14 protein-coding genes are annotated in these 13,274 nt (G+C 71.7%); 12 read left to right on the top strand and 2 right to left on the bottom strand.

What is annotated here, in order from left to right:
- The first annotated feature begins 20 nt into the window (after positions 1–20).
- The 3 genes from ACGFZS_RS35225 (at position 21) to ACGFZS_RS35215 (ending at position 2,692) form a co-directional block, all read left to right on the top strand.
- The gene (locus tag ACGFZS_RS35225) at positions 21–548 is read left to right on the top strand and encodes a winged helix-turn-helix transcriptional regulator (protein ID WP_393660540.1); all 528 of its coding nucleotides are present in this window, start codon (positions 21–23) and stop codon (positions 546–548) included.
- Between the two features lie 168 nt (positions 549–716).
- Positions 717–1,574, top strand: a complete 858-nt coding sequence (locus tag ACGFZS_RS35220) for a fumarylacetoacetate hydrolase family protein (RefSeq protein WP_393660539.1) — start codon at positions 717–719, stop codon at positions 1,572–1,574.
- A 104-nt stretch (positions 1,575–1,678) separates the two neighbouring features.
- Complete coding sequence (locus ACGFZS_RS35215; RefSeq protein ID WP_393798500.1) at positions 1,679–2,692, top strand: hypothetical protein; 1,014 nt, start codon at positions 1,679–1,681, stop codon at positions 2,690–2,692.
- An 8-nt stretch (positions 2,693–2,700) separates the two neighbouring features.
- On the opposite strand, the gene ACGFZS_RS35210 is transcribed toward ACGFZS_RS35215, so the two are convergent.
- On the bottom strand, positions 2,701–3,201 hold the full coding sequence (locus ACGFZS_RS35210; protein WP_393798499.1) for a heme-degrading domain-containing protein: 501 nt from the start codon (positions 3,199–3,201) through the stop codon (positions 2,701–2,703).
- Complete coding sequence (locus ACGFZS_RS35205; protein ID WP_393798498.1) at positions 3,201–4,286, bottom strand: Gfo/Idh/MocA family oxidoreductase; 1,086 nt, start codon at positions 4,284–4,286, stop codon at positions 3,201–3,203. Before ACGFZS_RS35205 ends, ACGFZS_RS35210 begins: the two co-directional genes overlap by 1 nt.
- Positions 4,287–4,334: 48 nt before the next feature.
- Here ACGFZS_RS35205 and ACGFZS_RS35200 point away from each other — a divergent pair, with 48 nt between their 5' ends.
- The 9 genes from ACGFZS_RS35200 (at position 4,335) to ACGFZS_RS35160 (ending at position 13,233) form a co-directional block, all read left to right on the top strand.
- Positions 4,335–5,483, top strand: a complete 1,149-nt coding sequence (locus ACGFZS_RS35200) for an ROK family protein (RefSeq protein WP_393798497.1) — start codon at positions 4,335–4,337, stop codon at positions 5,481–5,483.
- Between the two features lie 123 nt (positions 5,484–5,606).
- Positions 5,607–6,674, top strand: a complete 1,068-nt coding sequence (locus ACGFZS_RS35195) for a hypothetical protein (protein WP_393798496.1) — start codon at positions 5,607–5,609, stop codon at positions 6,672–6,674.
- A 42-nt stretch (positions 6,675–6,716) separates the two neighbouring features.
- A complete protein-coding gene (locus tag ACGFZS_RS35190) occupies positions 6,717–7,472 on the top strand; it encodes a GntR family transcriptional regulator (RefSeq protein ID WP_393798495.1) in 756 nt (251 codons plus the stop codon).
- Between the two features lie 180 nt (positions 7,473–7,652).
- On the top strand, positions 7,653–8,738 hold the full coding sequence (locus tag ACGFZS_RS35185) for a TIGR03364 family FAD-dependent oxidoreductase (RefSeq protein ID WP_393798645.1): 1,086 nt from the start codon (positions 7,653–7,655) through the stop codon (positions 8,736–8,738).
- 5 nt (positions 8,739–8,743) lie between these two features.
- Positions 8,744–9,409, top strand: coding sequence for a phosphonatase-like hydrolase (locus tag ACGFZS_RS35180; protein ID WP_393798494.1), 666 nt, complete (start codon positions 8,744–8,746; stop codon positions 9,407–9,409).
- Entirely contained in the window at positions 9,406–10,470 is a 1,065-nt protein-coding gene (locus tag ACGFZS_RS35175; protein ID WP_393798493.1) for an ABC transporter ATP-binding protein, read from the top strand. The genes ACGFZS_RS35180 and ACGFZS_RS35175 overlap by 4 nt, the downstream gene beginning before the upstream one ends.
- Positions 10,471–10,483: 13 nt before the next feature.
- Entirely contained in the window at positions 10,484–11,329 is an 846-nt protein-coding gene (locus ACGFZS_RS35170; RefSeq protein ID WP_393798644.1) for a 2-aminoethylphosphonate ABC transporter permease subunit, read from the top strand.
- Entirely contained in the window at positions 11,316–12,113 is a 798-nt protein-coding gene (locus ACGFZS_RS35165) for an ABC transporter permease (RefSeq protein ID WP_393798492.1), read from the top strand. The genes ACGFZS_RS35170 and ACGFZS_RS35165 overlap by 14 nt, the downstream gene beginning before the upstream one ends.
- 52 nt (positions 12,114–12,165) lie before the next feature.
- Entirely contained in the window at positions 12,166–13,233 is a 1,068-nt protein-coding gene (locus ACGFZS_RS35160; RefSeq protein ID WP_393798491.1) for a 2-aminoethylphosphonate ABC transporter substrate-binding protein, read from the top strand.
- The last annotated feature ends 41 nt before the right edge of the window (positions 13,234–13,274 follow it).

The raw sequence follows: 13,274 nt of genomic DNA, 5'->3' as shown, positions 1-13,274 counted from the left end.
AAACTGACTAAGGTGGCCCCATGGCTCTGGGCAAGGACTACGTGACGCAGGAGTGCTCGCTGGCGAGCGCGCTGGAGGTCGTCGGCGAGCGCTGGACGCTGCTCGTCATCCGCGACGCGCTCTACGGCGTCCGGCGCTACAACGACTTCCTCGTCCACCTCGGCATCCCGCGCGCCGTCCTGTCGGCCCGGCTGAAGACCCTCACCGAGGTGGGGATCCTGGAGAAGCGCCGCTACCAGGAGTCGCCGCCCCGGGACGAGTACGTCGTCACCGAGCGCGGCATCGCCCTCTGGCCCGCCCTGCGCGCCCTCTCCGTCTGGGGGCGCGAGCACCTCATGGACCGCCGGCTGCGCTACTTCCGGCACGCGGAGTGCGGGACCGAACTCGGCTCGTACGGCGAATGCCCCGCCTGCGGAACCGTGGTTCCCGTCGCGGACGTTCTCGTCACGCCGGGACCGGGACTCGATCCGGATCCGGCCGACCCGGTCAGCCGGGCACTCCTGAAGCCCAAGCGCCTCCTGGAGCCGCTGGAGACCGGTCAGGCGTGAGGCCGAGGCGGTCAGGAGCGGCTGCCGCGCCCGTGGGACCCCGGTGGCTACGGTCCAGTACGTGAACAGGCTCTTGCCCGCTGCACGCTCTCATTGGAGGATCGACCAGTCCTCCGATGGCTGCACCCATCGGTCGGGCGCCCGCTATCAAGGGAGATGGTGACGACCATGAAGCTGCTGCGAGTCGGTACGGCGGGGTCGGAGCGGCCCGCGCTGCTCGACGCCGAGGGTGTGCTGCGGGACCTGTCGGGGATCGTCGACGACATCGACGGGGCGCTGCTCGCCGACGACGCGGCGCTCGGGCGGGTCCGGGCCGCCGCCGGCGCGGGGGAGCTGCCCGTGCTCGACGCGGCCGGGCTGCGGATCGGGCCGCCGGTGGCGCGGATCGGCAAGATCGTGTGCATCGGGCTCAACTACCACGACCACGCGCGCGAGACGGGCGCCGAGCCGCCGGCCGAACCGGTCATCTTCTTCAAGGCCGCGGACACGGTCGTCGGGCCGAACGACACCGTGCTGGTGCCGCGCCGGTCCGTGAAGACCGACTGGGAGGTCGAGCTCGCCGTCGTCATCGGGCGGACCGCCCGTTATCTGGCCGACGACGAGGATCCGCTGGCCTATGTCGCCGGGTACGCCGTCGCGCACGACGTGTCCGAGCGGGAGTTCCAGATCGAGCGCGGCGGGACCTGGGACAAGGGGAAGAACTGCGAGACGTTCAACCCGCTGGGGCCGTGGCTGGTGACCGCGGACGAGGTCGGGGATCCGCAGGGGCTGTCGCTGAAGCTCTGGGTGAACGGGGAGCTGAAGCAGGACGGGACGACGGCCGAGCAGATCTTCTCGGTGGCCGAAGTCGTCCGGTACGTCAGCCAGTTCATGGTGCTGTACCCCGGGGACGTCATCAACACGGGGACTCCGGCGGGGGTGGCGCTGGGAGCGCCCGAGCCGAAGCCGTTCCTGCGGGGCGGGGACGTGGTGGAACTGGAGATCGGCGGACTCGGTCGCCAGCGGCAGGAGCTCAAGGACGCGTAGGACTCCTCGGCGGCGGCCCGGGTGGGCGCACGCAATCGGGTGACAACGGGTCCCCGGGAGTGTGTGGACCCGAAGGTCCCGGGCCGCTCCGTTAATTTGGGGCCATGGGGAAGTCCGGCCGGCCGCTCTGGTGCCGGCGCGCTTCTGCCGCTGTCCTGGTGTACCTCGCCATGGTGACGGCGGTTTCCGGAATTCTCGCCCCCCGGGCGGCGGCCGCGGCCGTGTCCAGCTGTCGCATCGGGGCCTACGTCACGGACCTGTACGGGCTGAATGTCTCACCGCGGACCGTCAACGCGGACTTCTGGCTCTGGAGCGTGTGTCCGAGCGCCGCCCTCGACGCCACCAGGCGCCTGGAGTTCGTCAACGCCACACAGGTGACCCAGACCGACCGGTCCGTGGAGAAGATCGGCGACGAGTACTGGTCCCAGGTGAAGGTGTCCGGCACCTTCCGGCAGCAGTTCGACCTCAGTGAGTACCCGTTCGACAAGCAGGACGTCCAGATCCGGATCGAGGACTCGGAGTTCAACTCCTCCCAGTTCACCTACGTGCCGGACACCGCGAACTCCGGATATGACCACGAGATCGAACTCGGCGGGTTCAAGATCAGGAGCTTCGGTACGCGGGTGGTGACGCACACGTACCAGACTTCCTTCGGGGACCCGCGGATCACACACGGGCAGAACAGCCGGTACAGCCAATTCGTCATCGGCTTCAAGCTCGCCAGGGACGACGTGGCCGGCTTCGTCAGGGAGACCTGGCCGGCCTACGTCGCTTTCCTCATCTCTTTGATCTCGTACTGGATCTGGTCGAAGGACCTGCTGTCCATCATCGGGGCGCGCTACGGGATTCTGGGCGCGTCACTCTTCAGCGTCGTGGTGAACATGCGCTCGTCGAGTCTGGCGGGAACCCTCTTCGGCGTCACCCTGGTCGATCAGATCCAGTTGATCACCCTGCTGTACACGCTGATCGCCGTGGGCTGCACCACCTACATCGTCTGGAGGTGGGCCGACCACGAAAGAAACGCCTCGGTGCGGCGGGTCAACCATTTCGTGGCCATGGCGACCACGGCCGCCTATCTGGCCGCGAACGCCGTCAGTATCGGTTTCGCGATCACATAGGGCTGCGGCTACAGCTTCAGGAAGGTTTCCAGCGCCTCCACCACGAAGCGGTGGTCCTGGAGTTGGGGGAGGCCGGAGACGGTCACCGAGCCGATGACGCCGACGTTCTCGACGTTGATCGGGAACGAGCCGCCGTGGGCCGCGTACGTGTCGGGGTCGAGGCGGGAGGACTCCTCGAAGGTCGTGCCCTTGGCGCGGAAGCGGGCGCCGACCAGGTAGGACGCGGCGCCGTAGCGCTCGACGACCCGGCGTTTGCGGGTGATCCAGGCGTCGTTGTCGGGGGTGGAGCCGGGCAGGGCCGCGTGGAAGAGCTGCTGGCCGCCGCGGTGGATGTCGATGGCCACGGGGGCCTGGCGCTCCCGGGCCATCTCCACCAGCAGGGAGCCCAGCGCCCACGCGTCGTCGTTCGTGAACTGCCGGAAGACCAGGCGGTGTTCCTGCTTCTCCAGCTCCTCCACCGACGGGGTGAGTTCGGGAGCGGACCTCGGGGTGATCTGCGGGTGGTGCATCAGAGGGTCACCGTCACCTTGTCCCGCGCCGAGCGGCGCGCTGCTTCCAGTACGTCCAGGGCGGCGGCCGCCTCCAGGGCGGTCACCGGGTTGGGGCCCTCGCCCCGCAGGGCCGCGGCCACCCCCGCGTAGTACGCGGGGTAGTCACCGGGGACAGTGGGGACGATACGGCCGCCGCCGGTGACCGGCGACTCTCCCGCGCCGATACGGCCGTACAGCGACTCCGGCTCCACGCCCCAGCCGTCCGAGGTGCCCGGGCGCTCGCCCTCGCGCAGCGCCGCCTCCTGCGGGTCCAGGCCGTACTTGACGTAGCCGGCCTTCGAACCGAGGACCCGGAAGCGGGGGCCGAGCTGGGCCGCCGTCGCCGAGACGTGGAGGTGGGAGCGGACGCCGCTCGCGTGGGTGAGGGCGATGAACGTGTCGTCGTCGGCCTCGGCGCCGGCCCGGCGGACGACCGACTCGGCGTACACCTCGGTGGCCGGGCCGAAGAGGACCAGGGCCTGGTCGACGATGTGGCTGCCGAGGTCGTAGAGGAGACCTCCGATCTCTTCCGGGTCGCCGGACTCGCGCCAGCCGCCCTTGGGCTGCGGGCGCCAGCGCTCGAAGCGGGACTCGAAGCGCCAGGCGTCGCCCAGTTCGCCGTCCGCGAGCAGCTTCCGCAGGGTCAGGAAGTCGTTGTCCCAGCGGCGGTTCTGGAAGACCGAGAGCAGCAGGCCGCGCTCGTCGGCGGCTGCGGCCAGATCGCGGGCCTCGGCGGCGGTGCCGGCGATCGGCTTGTCGATCACGACCGGGAGGCCCGCCTTGAGGGCGGTCGTCGCCAGCGGCACGTGCGTCTTGTTCGGGGACGCGATGACGAGGAGGTCGAACTCGGCGGACCGGTCGAACAGCTCGTCGGGCGTGCCGACGGTCCGGACGTCCGGGAACTCGGCCTTCGCCTGCGCCTGCCGCTCGGGGTTCGAGGTGACCACCGTGTCCAGGGCCAGGCCCTCGGTGGCGGCGATCAGGGGGGCGTGGAAGACGGATCCGGCGAGTCCGTAGCCGATGAGGCCGACGCGGAGGGGAGGAGCAGCTGTCATGCGGGTCATGGGTCCCACTTTCGCAACGCTGTTGCCAAAGTGCAAGTGGCGGGGAGAATGGATGGCGTGAACAGGACGAGGAGCGGACCGGGCGGCGCGGCCGGAGCGAATCTGCTGGCCGTACGCAGTCACAACACCGCGCTGGTGCTGGATCTGCTGCGGACGGCGGGCGGGGCCGGCATCAGCCGGCTGGAGCTTGCCGAGCGGACCGGGCTCACTCCCCAGGCGGTCAGCAAGATCACCGCCCGGCTGCGGGACGAGGGCTTCGCTGCGGAGGCCGGACGGCGCGCGTCGACGGGGGGCAAGCCGGCCACCGTGCTGCGGCTGGTGCCGGACGCGGGGCACGCGGTGGGCATCCAGCTCGACCGCGACGAGCTGCGGGTCGTACTGGTGGACCTGGAGGGCACGGTCGTCGCCGAGCGGCACACGGCGGTGGACCTGGGCGCCGGGGCGGAGGCCGTGCTGGCGGCGGTCGCGGAGCCGGCCGGGGAGCTGATCGGGCTGGGGGGCGACTCGGTGCTCGGGGCCGGGGTCGCGGCGCCGGGTCCGCTCGACCACATCCACGGGGTGCTGCACCGGGTCACCGGGTTCCCCGAGTGGGACGGCTTTCCGCTGCGGGACGCGCTCGCGGAGCGGCTCGGGGTGCCGGTCGTCGTCGACAAGGACAGCAACGCGGCCGCCCTCGGACTCGCCGTCGGCGGCGAGCACGGCTCCTTCGTCTGCCTGCTCCTCGGTACGGGGCTGGGCGCCGGCCTGGTGATCGGCGACAGCGTGCACCGGGGGGCGCGCACCGGTGCCGGGGAGTTCGGGCACCAGGTCGTCCAGCTCGACGGGCCGCCGTGCCACTGCGGCAACCGGGGCTGTATCGAGGCGCTGTGCCTGGCGGCGATGGCCCGCGGCGAGGCCGGTGAGGCGGCGCGGATCCTCGGCGTCGGGGCCGCGAACCTGGCCGGGCTGCTCGACATCGACCTCGTGCTGCTCGGCGGCCGGACGATCGCGGCCGACCCGGAGACCTTCGTCCACGGCGTCGCCGCCGTCCTCGACGAACACGCCCGCCGCGAGAGCGGCCTCGGTACGACCGTCCCCGTACGCCTCGCCCCCGGCGCGGACCGGGGCGTCGCGGTGGGCGCGGCCCACCTGCTGCTCGCCCCGCTGTTCGGCCGGGCGGAGGGGGGATGGGCAGGAGGGGAGGCGGTGGGGAGCTGACGGTGGTGGGAGAGCCGGTGGTGATGGGAGAGCCGGTGGTGGGGGCTGATCGGGCGGAGTTGGTGCCGCTGTGCGGAGTGGCGGCCGGACGGTCGCGGCCGGGCGCGGCAGGATCACATGATCATGCGACTGAGCACGTCCCTGTTCCTCCGCGTGGCCGCAGCCGCCGTTCTCGCCCCCGTGTCGTCGGCGGCCGCCGTCCCCACGGCCTTGGCCATGCCCGCCATGCCCGCCATGCCCGCCGCGCCCGCTGCCCTCTCCGCACCCGCCGCGCCCGCCGTCACCGACGCGTCCTGCGCGGGCGCCGACGAGCAGGGCTTCCCCCTCACCGCCCGGATCCATGACGGCCCCTCGACCTACGAGGCCGGTGGCGGATTCGGTGTCTGGTACCTCGACCTCACGAACACCACGCCCCGCACCTGCACCGACGTCCACCCGGTCGTCGTCCTCGCCGACGACAAGAGGGCCCTCAAGCCCTCCCAGACCGAGCTGGAGTTCTACGACGGTCCGAGCACCCGCCCGGTCATGCTGACGGAGACGGACGAGTCGGAGCTGGTCGGCGTGTTCGACGGGAACGACTTCCCGGGGTTCACCATCGCGTCCGGCGCGACCGTCTCGGTCAAGGTCAGACTCGCCGTCGCCTCCGACGCCGTGACGAACGCGGTCACGGTCAACGCGGCCGCCGTGCAGCGGCAGGGGTCGGACGGGCAGTGGGTGGGGGAGTCGAACGACTACCGCTTCGGCATCGGCGAGGACCCCCCGCCCCCGCCTCCGCCGCCTCCCACGGGCCCCGCGCCCGCCACCCCGGCCACCCCGGCCGTCCCCGCGACCCCCGCCGGCCCCGCCACTCCGGCGGACCCCGCCGACCCCACTGCCCCCGCCGACCCCACCGCCCCCACCGATCCGGAGGCCTCCGCCACCGCCTCCGCCGTAACCCGGCCCAGCCCCGGCACCAGCCGCAGCCCCGGCACCAGCCCCGGCACCGGGACCGCCCCGGGGACCCTCACCCCCACCCCCACCGCCGCCCCGGGCAGCGCCCTGCCCTTCGTCGACGAGGCCGCGGAGGCCGGGGAACGCGCCCGCGAACTGGCCCGCACCGGCCTCGGCGTGGCCCACGGACTGCTCGCGGCCACCGTCGCGCTGCTCACGGTGGGAGGGGGCGCGTTCCTGCTGGCGCGTCGGCGGCGGTGACCTGTCTCCCACGCGGAAAGCGCCGTCTGCGACGATCCCTGCGTGGACTACCCGAACGACCAGGACCCCGGCGCCCCCGTCCGCTCCGGCATCCCCGAGCACGGCCGCATCCCGAAGTACTACGCGGTGAAGGCGCGGATCGACCATCTCGTCGGCGCGCTCGGCGAGGGCGGCCTCATCCCCACCGAGCGTGATCTGTCGGAGGAGTACGGGGTCGCCCGGGAGACCGTCCGGCAGGCGCTGCGCGAACTCGTGCTGGAGGGCAAGCTCCGCCGGCAGGGCCGCGGCACGGTCGTCGCGGGGCCCAAGCTGGAGCAGCCGCTGTCCCTCGCCAGCTACACGGAGGGCGTACGGCGCCAGGGCCGCACCCCCGGCCGCAGCCTGGTCACCCTCGACCGCTTCCCCTGCCCGCCGGCGCTCGCCGCCGAGACCGGCCTGGAGCGCGGCGAACCCGTCTGGCACCTGGAGCGCGTGCTGCTCGCCGACGACGAGCGGGTCGGGCTGGAGAGCACGTATGTCGCGGTGGCCCGGGTTCCCGACCTCGACGCCGACTTCCACCCCGACTCCTCCTTCTACGGCTACCTGCACGAGAAGGGCATCGCGTTCGGGGACGCCGACGAGCGCATCGAGACCGTGCTGGCCACTCCGCGCGAGGCGCTGCTCATCGGCACCCCGCCGGCCCTTCCGATGCTGCTGATCCACCGGGTGTCACGGGACACGGAGGGCGCGCCGCTGGAGCGGGTGCGGTCGCTGTACCGGGGGGACCGGTTCTCGTTCACGACCCACCTCGGCGGCTGAAAAGTACCGATTTGATGGACTCTCGACCGCCCTGGAGTATCACGAAAAGATAACGGGTCTAGCCCAAACGTGATGACCAGTTCACGCTCTCGTTGGCATCCGGACCTTTCCGGTTACCGGTTCGCGAGGAGCGTGGCGGTCGTGAGAGTGACAGTCGTAGGAGCAGGCGTGGTGGGCACCATGCACGCCTGGCAGGCAGTGGAACGCGGCCACGAGGTCGTGCAGATCGAGCGCGAGGCCGAGGCCCGCGGCGCCTCGCTGCGCAACTTCGGGCAGATCTGGGTGAGCGGGCGCGCGGGCGGGGAGGAACTCGACACCGCCCTGCGGGCCCGGGAGTTGTGGGAGGAGATCGGCGGGCGGGTGCCCGGGCTCGGCTTCCGGGCCAACGGGTCGCTGACCCCGGTGCGCGGCGCACACGAACTCGCCGTCGCCGAGGCCGCCGTGGCCCGCGCCGACGCGGCCGCCCGCGGCCACAAGCTGCTCACCCCCGCCGAGGCCCGCGCCCTGAACCCCGCCCTGCGCGGCGCCTTCGACGCGGCCCTGTACTGCGAACGCGACGCGGCCGTCGAGCCGCGCACCGCCCAGCTCGCCCTCCGCGCCGAGCTGCTGAAGTCCCCGAACTACACGTTCCTGCCCGGCCGGGAGGTCCGCGAGGTCGTGGGCGCGGCAGCCGTCCGCGACGACCACGGGGACGTCCACCGCGCCGACGCCGTCGTCCTGGCCACCGGGGCCTGGCTCGGCGGCCTGGTCCGCGAACTCGCCGGACCCGACCTGCCCGTGCGCCGGGTGCGCCTCCAGATGATGCAGACCGACCCGCTCGGCGAACCCCTCCCCACCTCGGTCGCCGACGCCGACAGCTTCCGCTACTACCCGGCGTACGCCTCCCCGGCCCTGGACGAGCTCAACGCCCGCCAGCCGCAGCCGGAGACCGCCGCCGTCCACCGCATGCAGCTCCTCATGGTGCAGCGTGCCGACGGCGGCCTGACCATCGGCGACACCCACGAGTACGAGCACCCCTTCGCCTTCGACACCGTCGAGGAGCCGTACGAGCACCTGGCCGGGGTCGTCGAGTCCCTGCTCGGCCGGCCGCTGCCGCGCGTCCGGCACCGCTGGGCCGGTGTGTACGCGCAGTGCACGGACCCCTCGCGGGTCGTGCACCGGCAACGGGTGGCCGACGGGGTGTGGCTGGTCACCGGGCCCGGCGGGCGCGGCATGACCTGCTCGCCCGCGATAGCAGAGACGACCGCGAACGAACTGGGCTGGTGAGAGAGTTGACCGAAGACATCCGACTCGTCGTGCTGGACATGGCCGGTACGACCGTCGCCGACGGCGGGCTCGTCGAGCAGGCGTTCACGGCGGCCGCCCGCCATCTGGACGCCGACCCCGAGCAGATGATCGACTACGTCCGCGCCACCATGGGCGAGTCCAAGATCTCCGTCTTCCGGCACCTGTTCGGGGAGGAGGCGAAGGCCCAGGAGGCCAACAAGGCCTTCGAGGCGGCCTACGCCGAACTCGTCGACGGCGGCAGGGTCCACGCCCTGCCCGGCGCCCGCGAGACCATCGAGACGCTCCAGGCCCAGGGCCGTACGGTCGTCCTCACCACCGGCTTCGCCCGCGCCACCCAGGACGCGATCCTCGCCGCCCTCGGCTGGCAGGACCTGGTCCCGCTCACCCTGTGCCCCGCCGACGCGGGGGGCCGCGGGCGGCCGTACCCCGACATGGTCCTCACGGCGTTCCTGCGGACGCGGGCCGCGGACGACGTCCGTCAGGTCGCCGTCGTGGGTGACACCTCGTACGACATGCTCACCGGGGTCCGGGCCGGCGCCGGGCTGGTCGCGGGGGTCCTGACCGGGGCGCACGGCGCGGACGCGCTGCGGGGCGCCGGGGCCACCCATGTGCTGGAGTCCGTGGACCGGTTGCCCGGAGTGCTCGCATGAGCAGCGGGACCAGCGGCGGCATCCGCTTCGACTCGGTGAGCGTCGCTTACGACGGGAACGTCGTCCTCGACTCCCTCGACCTCACCGTCGAGCCCGGCGAGGTGATGGCCCTGCTCGGGCCGTCCGGCTCCGGCAAGACCACCGCGCTGCGGGCGGTCGCCGGGTTCGTACGGCCCGTAGCCGGGCGGGTGTTCCTCGGCGAGCGCGACGTGACCGACCTGCCGCCGCACCGGCGCGGGATCGGGATGGTGGTGCAGCAGTACGCGCTGTTCCCGCACATGCGGGTCGCCGACAACGTGGCGTTCGGGCTGAAGGCGCGGAAGGCGGCCAAGGAGGAGATCCGGGAACGGGTCGCCGAGGCGCTGGAGATGACCGGGATGGCGGCGTACGCGCGGCGGTATCCCCGGGAGCTGTCCGGTGGGCAGCAGCAACGGGTCGCCATCGCACGGGCGTTGGCCATCCGGCCGGGCGTCCTGCTCCTCGACGAACCACTGTCCGCGCTCGACGCGCAGCTCCGGTCCGGGATGCTCGCGGAACTGGCGCGGCTGCACCGCGAGTTGCCCGACGTGTCGATCCTGTACGTCACTCACGACCAGGTCGAGGCGTTGACGCTGGCCGACCGGATCGCCGTCATGGACAAGGCCCGGCTGCGGGCCTGTGGGACACCGACGGAGCTCTACCGGGCGCCTGCGGACGAGTTCACGGCGTCGTTCGTGGGCGGGGCGAATCTGTTGCCGGTGACCGTGGGGGCGGGGGGAGTGGACTTCGCGGGGGTCGGGGTGAAGGTCGACACGGCGGGGGTGGTCGCGGGGGCTCGGGCGACGTTGTGCGTGCGGCCGCATCTGGTGGGGCTGGGGGAGGGGCCCAATCGGCTTGTGGGGGTCGTGAAAGAGATTCAGTGGCGGGGGGCGACCCATCGGCTGTATGTCGAGGTGGACGGGCATGCGGTGATGGCGGATGTGCGGGAGTTGAGGGATCCGCCGGGGTTCGGGGACGAGGTGGCATTGCACTTCGCGCCGGAGGATGCGGTGTTGCTGCCGGTTGGAGTTGGCCGTGGGTGAGGTTGTGGGGCGGATGCGGGCCGGTGGGGGCTTGTCGCGCCCACGCGGCGGTAGCCGCACATCAGATGCAGCCCCGCGCCCCTTTCGGGGCGCGTTGGTCCTGCCGCCCATTGCATTGCTCGGCATCTTCTTCCTTTATCCGCTCGCCCTCGTTGTCCAGCAATCGCTGCACCCCGACACCGGGGGCACCTCCCTTCAGCCCTACGCCGACGTCTTCGCCTCGGAGTCGTTCCGCAACGCTCTCTGGACCACCGTCTGGATCGCCGTCGCCTCCACCGCCGGGTGTCTGGTGCTCGGGTTTCTCCTCGCTCTCGTGATCGCCTTCATCCCCTTCCCGGGGGCGAAAGCCGTCGCCCGGTTCATCGACGTCTATCTGTCCTTCCCCTCCTTCCTGATCACGCTGGCGCTTCTCTTCATCTACGGCACCACCGGGATCGTCGGGTCGTTCCAGTTCCTGACGACGCCCTGGGGGGTGCTGCTCGCCGAGGTCACCTACTTCACGCCGTTCGTGATGCGGCCGCTGCTCGCCGCGTTCTCGCAGGTGGACACCGCGCAGATCGAGGCGGCGTCGAGTCTGGGGGCGCGGGCGCCGCGGATCGTCCGGCAGGTGATCCTGCCGGAGGCCCTGCCGGCGCTGGCGGCAGGCGGGAGTCTCGTCCTCGTCCTCTGCCTCAACGAGTTCGGCATCGTGCTCTTCACCGGCGCGAAAGGGGTCACGACCCTTCCGATGCTCGTCTACAGCAAGGCGATCCTGGAGTCGGACTATCCGGGTGCCTGTGTCGTCGCCGTCGTCAACGTCCTGATCTCTGTGGGGCTGTACGGCCTCTACCGGGTGGTGAGCCGTCGTGCTGGTGCATAGCCGTGGGGCCAGGTGGGCGGTGTGGGCGGTGTTCACCGTGCTGTTCCTGCCGCTCTTCGCCCTGCCTCTCCTGGTCGTCCTGGGCGCCTCCTTCGCCACCCACTGGTCCGGCGTGCTGCCTTCGGGGCTGACGGCCGGCAACTTCCGGTCGGCCACCCGGGGCGACGCACTCCAGGCGCTCACCACGAGCCTGGTCACGGCCGTCGGCGCGAGTCTGCTGGCGCTGGTCGTCGGCACCTGGGCGGCGCTGGCCGGGGCGGCACTGAGGAAACGTCAGCGGCAGCTGGTCGACGCCCTGTTCGTGCTGCCGGTCGCCGTGCCGTCGGTGGTGGTCGGGCTGGCGCTGCTGGTGGCCTTCTCCAAGCCGCCGTTCCTGCTCAACGGCACCCGGTGGATCGTGATCCTCGCGCACACCGTGCTGGTGACGGCCTTCGCCTACCAGTCGGTGTCGGCCGCGACCACCCGTCTCGACCCCGCCTACGAGCAGGCCGCCGCCTCGCTCGGCGCCCGCCCGGCCTACGTGCTCCTGCGGGTCCGGCTGCCCCTGCTCCTGCCCTCGCTCACCGCCGCCGCGGGGCTCTGCTTCGCCCTCTCCATGGGCGAGCTGAGCGCCACGATGATGCTCTACCCGCCCGACTGGACCCCGCTTCCGGTCCTGATCTACTCGGCCACCGACCGCGGCGCCCTCTTCGCCGGCTCCGCCCTCGCGGTGGTCCTCATGACGGCGACCCTGATCGCGCTGTTCGTCGTCTCCCGCGTCCGCAACCGCGCCTCGTACCGCTGACCCACGTCCCTCACCGATCCGTTCCTCACCGACGCAAGGAGTTCGCTTCGCCATGCCCGGAATCACGTCCAGAAACACGCTCAAGATCGCCGTAGCCGTCTCGCTGCTCGCCACTCCGCTGCTCTCCGCCTGCGGTGGCTCCTCGGCCGCCGCCGACGAGAAGGCCGTCACCGTCTACAGCGCCGACGGGCTCAAGGGGGAGAACAACGACGGCTGGTACGACAAGGTCTTCGCCGACTTCACCAAGCAGACCGGCATCAAGGTCAAGTACGTCGAGGGCGGCTCCGGCGAGGTGGTGCAGCGTGCCGTGCGGGAGAAGAGCAACCCGCAGGCCGATGTGCTGGTCACGCTCCCGCCGTTCATCCAGCAGGCCGACAGCAAGGGGCTGCTGGAGAAGTACCGGCCCGCGGGCTCGGCGCAGGTCGGCGGTGCCGACAAGGGCGCCGACGGCACCTGGACCTCCGTCGTCAACAACTACTTCGGCTTCGTCTACAACACGAAGGAGCTGAAGCAGGCGCCGACGACGTGGGAGGAGCTGCTCGACGGCAAGTACAAGAACAAGCTCCAGTACTCCACGCCCGGGGTCGCCGGTGACGGAACCGCCGTGCTGATCAAGGCGATCCACGACTTCGGCGGCCAGAAGCAGGCGCTGGAGTACCTGGGCAGGCTCCAGGCCAACAACGTCGGCCCGTCCGCCTCCACCGGCAAGCTCGCGCCCAAGGTCGACAAGGGCGAGCTGCTGGTCGCCAACGGCGACGTCCAGATGAACTACGCCCAGTCCAAGACCATGCCGAACCTGGGCATCTGGTTCCCGGCGGCCGAGGGCGGCAAGCCCACCACGTTCGCGCTGCCCTACGCGGCCGGTCTGCTCACGGGCGCCCCGCACAGCGAGAACGGCAAGAAGCTCCTCGACTTCATGCTCGCGCGGACGCAGCAGCAGGAGGTCAGCTCGATCGGCGGCGGCTTCAGCGCCCGCACCGACGTCAAGGCCGTCGACGCCAACGCGATCGCGCTGACCAAGCTGATGGACGGTGTCGACGTCTTCACGCCCGACTGGAACGACATCGACAAGAACCTCACGTCGTACGTGGAGGCCTGGAAGTCCGCCACCGGCAGCTGAGCCGCACCGAGCAACGCTCCACACCGCGACGCCCCCGGAAC

The organism is Streptomyces sp. NPDC048288 (assembly GCF_043201555.1).
Taxonomy (GTDB): Bacteria; Actinomycetota; Actinomycetes; order Streptomycetales; family Streptomycetaceae; genus Streptomyces.
This window is presented reverse-complemented; position numbering and strand designations above follow the sequence as displayed.

Coding starts and splice junctions, on each gene's coding strand:
- ACGFZS_RS35175 (WP_393798493.1), top strand. CDS start 9,406: ATGAGCAGCGGGACCAGCGGCGGCATCCGCTTCGACTCGGTGAGCGTC.
- ACGFZS_RS35170 (WP_393798644.1), top strand. CDS start 10,484: ATGCGGGCCGGTGGGGGCTTGTCGCGCCCACGCGGCGGTAGCCGCACA.
- ACGFZS_RS35200 (WP_393798497.1), top strand. CDS start 4,335: ATGGATGGCGTGAACAGGACGAGGAGCGGACCGGGCGGCGCGGCCGGA.
- ACGFZS_RS35225 (WP_393660540.1), top strand. CDS start 21: ATGGCTCTGGGCAAGGACTACGTGACGCAGGAGTGCTCGCTGGCGAGC.
- ACGFZS_RS35220 (WP_393660539.1), top strand. CDS start 717: ATGAAGCTGCTGCGAGTCGGTACGGCGGGGTCGGAGCGGCCCGCGCTG.
- ACGFZS_RS35215 (WP_393798500.1), top strand. CDS start 1,679: ATGGGGAAGTCCGGCCGGCCGCTCTGGTGCCGGCGCGCTTCTGCCGCT.
- ACGFZS_RS35205 (WP_393798498.1), bottom strand. CDS start 4,286: ATGACCCGCATGACAGCTGCTCCTCCCCTCCGCGTCGGCCTCATCGGC.
- ACGFZS_RS35195 (WP_393798496.1), top strand. CDS start 5,607: ATGCGACTGAGCACGTCCCTGTTCCTCCGCGTGGCCGCAGCCGCCGTT.
- ACGFZS_RS35185 (WP_393798645.1), top strand. CDS start 7,653: ATGCACGCCTGGCAGGCAGTGGAACGCGGCCACGAGGTCGTGCAGATC.
- ACGFZS_RS35160 (WP_393798491.1), top strand. CDS start 12,166: ATGCCCGGAATCACGTCCAGAAACACGCTCAAGATCGCCGTAGCCGTC.
- ACGFZS_RS35210 (WP_393798499.1), bottom strand. CDS start 3,201: ATGCACCACCCGCAGATCACCCCGAGGTCCGCTCCCGAACTCACCCCG.